This window comes from Nocardia sp. NPDC060220 (genome assembly GCF_042727815.1).
Taxonomy (GTDB): Bacteria; Actinomycetota; Actinomycetes; order Mycobacteriales; family Mycobacteriaceae; genus Nocardia.
The window spans coordinates 1-2,212 of record NZ_JBHWZY010001016.1 but is presented as its reverse complement, the minus strand read 5'-3'; the positions used below and the strand labels follow the sequence as shown (position 1 = coordinate 2,212).

The 2,212-nt window shown below is 70.2% G+C and carries 4 protein-coding genes; 1 reads left to right on the top strand and 3 read right to left on the bottom strand.

From position 1 onward, the window contains the following. Positions 1-327, top strand: a 327-nt coding sequence (locus tag ACFWF3_RS33045) for a DUF5753 domain-containing protein (protein ID WP_379317836.1), incomplete at its 5' end; no start/stop codon positions are given. On the opposite strand, the gene ACFWF3_RS33040 is transcribed toward ACFWF3_RS33045, so the two are convergent. The 3 genes from ACFWF3_RS33040 to ACFWF3_RS33030 form a co-directional block, all read right to left on the bottom strand. Next, on the bottom strand, positions 321-1,130 hold the full coding sequence (locus tag ACFWF3_RS33040) for an ABC transporter permease (protein WP_379317834.1): 810 nt from the start codon (positions 1,128-1,130) through the stop codon (positions 321-323). The two genes, ACFWF3_RS33045 and ACFWF3_RS33040, sit on opposite strands and share 7 nt — an antisense overlap. Continuing rightward, positions 1,127-1,999, bottom strand: a complete 873-nt coding sequence (locus ACFWF3_RS33035) for an ABC transporter permease (protein ID WP_379317832.1) — start codon at positions 1,997-1,999, stop codon at positions 1,127-1,129. Before ACFWF3_RS33035 ends, ACFWF3_RS33040 begins: the two co-directional genes overlap by 4 nt. Beyond that, positions 1,993-2,212 (bottom strand): hypothetical protein (locus ACFWF3_RS33030; protein ID WP_379317830.1); only part of this gene is annotated, 220 nt, incomplete at its 5' end. The genes ACFWF3_RS33030 and ACFWF3_RS33035, both read right to left, overlap by 7 nt.

Here is a 2,212-nt window from a genome sequence, read left to right as displayed (position 1 = left end):
CCCGCGACGATGGCAGGCCAGCTCGACCGGCTGCTCGACGAGACCAAGCGCAAGAACGTGATCCTGCAGGTACTTCCGTTCGACGCGGGCGCGCACCCCGGCATGGCGGGCTCGTTCACGCTGCTCGACTTCCGCAATCCCGTCGACCCCGAACTGGTGTACGTGGAGAGTATGTCCGTGCACGATCTGGTCGAGGGGCACTCGGAGATCCGGCGATTCGGCGTGATCTTCGACCAGCTGCGGGCGATGGCGTTGAGTCCCCGCGATTCGGCCAAGCTGATCACCGAGGCACGGGACGCGATCACCCGGTCCGCGTCCGCTCAGTAGCGGCTGGCCCGGCGGAAACCGATCGCGGCCGGTAGGGCGAAGATCGCGATCGCGCCGAGCGACCACGCCAGGGTGGCCAGCAGCGGGCCACGCACCGGCCCGCCGAGCGAGAGGCCGCGCATGGTGTCGATGGCGTGCGTGAGCGGGTTGTGCTCCACGATCGGGCGCGCCCAACCGGGATAGGCGGCGAGCGGGACGAATCCGGTGCTGAAGAACATCAGCAACGACGAGCCCAGCGAAACAACCTCCACCAGTGCGGCTCTAGCCGTGTACACCGCCAGAGCGGTGACCATCGTCGCGAAGCCGAGTCCGTACAGCACCGGGATGGCGAACAGGGCGATCGCGGCGGGCAGGCCCTGGGTGAAGCGGAATCCGAGCGCGATGCCGACCGCGAAGATCACCATGGTGCACACCAGGATCCGGACGCCTTCGGCCAGGACGCGCGACAGCAGACCCGAGGCGCGATGGACCGGCAGTACCCAGAATCGGGAGAGCAGTCCCTCGTCGCGCTCGCGGCCCAGGGTGACCGCTCCGGCCAGGGAACCCGACATGACCCCGACCAGTGCGACCATCGGGACCGACCCGTAGAGGGCGTCGGCGCCCGCGAACGACGACACCTGTTTGCCCAGTACGGCATTGAGCATCACCAGCAACAACGCGGGGAAGAGCAGGGCCTGCATCACGGTCAACGGGTCTCGACCCCAGCGAGTCAGCAGACGCCGGGTCTGGATCACGGTCTGCGGTAGCAGCATTCGCAACGACTCGCTGTGCCGCGCGAGGGCGGGCAGGGGAAGGGTTGTCATGCGGCCCGCCGGGCGGCATGGCGCCAGGACAGACCGCCGCAGACCACCAGGATGCCGAGCGCCCAGGCCAGACCGGGGCCCAGCGTCGCGAGGTCGACGGTGCCCGCGTCGCCGGTGGAATCGCCCGCCAGCGCGCGCAGGCCGTCAACGAACTGGGAGACGGGCTGATTGCGGGCGAAACCCTGGATCCAGCCGGGAAATTGGCTCGCGGGCGCGAAGCCGGTGGACACCATGCCGAAGATCAGCTGGGGCAGGACGAGGATCTGGGTGGTGGCCTCGGGACTGGCGGACACGCTGCCGAGCAGATCGGCGCCGCAGCTCAGGGCCGTCGCGATCAGCAGCGAGAACGCGAGGAAGCCGACTGTGTGCCACCAGCTTCCGTAGAACCGGAACCCGATGACGGCGCCGCAGACGAGCGCGGCGCCGACCGCGATCACCGCGCGGTGGGCGGCCGCGGTGATCCTGGCCGCGAACGGGACCCAGCGTGGCATCGGCAGGGTCGCGAACCGGACGTCGAGGCCGTCACGGGCATCGGTGGCGGCACGGAACGCGGCCGAGATGGCGCAGAACGCCACGGCCTGCATGACGATCATCGGCATCAGGAACTGGGCGTAGCTGCTCAGGCCGTGCCCGTAGACGGTCATCACAAGGTTGAGCGGGACGTAGAAACCGAGGGTGAACACCGCGGGGGCGAGCAGGGCGGTGAGGATCTCACCGGTGCGCCATGCCGGACGGATCAGCCGTCGCGCGAGCACCCACCACTGGGTGAACGCCACCGTCGGCGCGCGGTCGGGCGTGAGCTCGTCGGCGGTCGGCACGCCCCCATCGTGGTCGATGCGCGCGGTGGTGCCGGGGAACCCGGTCAGCATGTCGTGCGCGCGGAGGGCGGGGCGGTCGCGAGGATGCGGGCGATTTCGGGGAGGACGTCGGGTGCGGTGAGGTCGCGCGGGGTGGCGTCGAGGACGAAGCCGGTGACCGCACCCTCGACGTAGGGGCGCCACCGGCGAACTGTGGCACCGGGGTCGAGGCGATCGGTGCCGCCGGGCTCCCGGCCCGGGATGCACACGGTGAGGTCGCCGAGG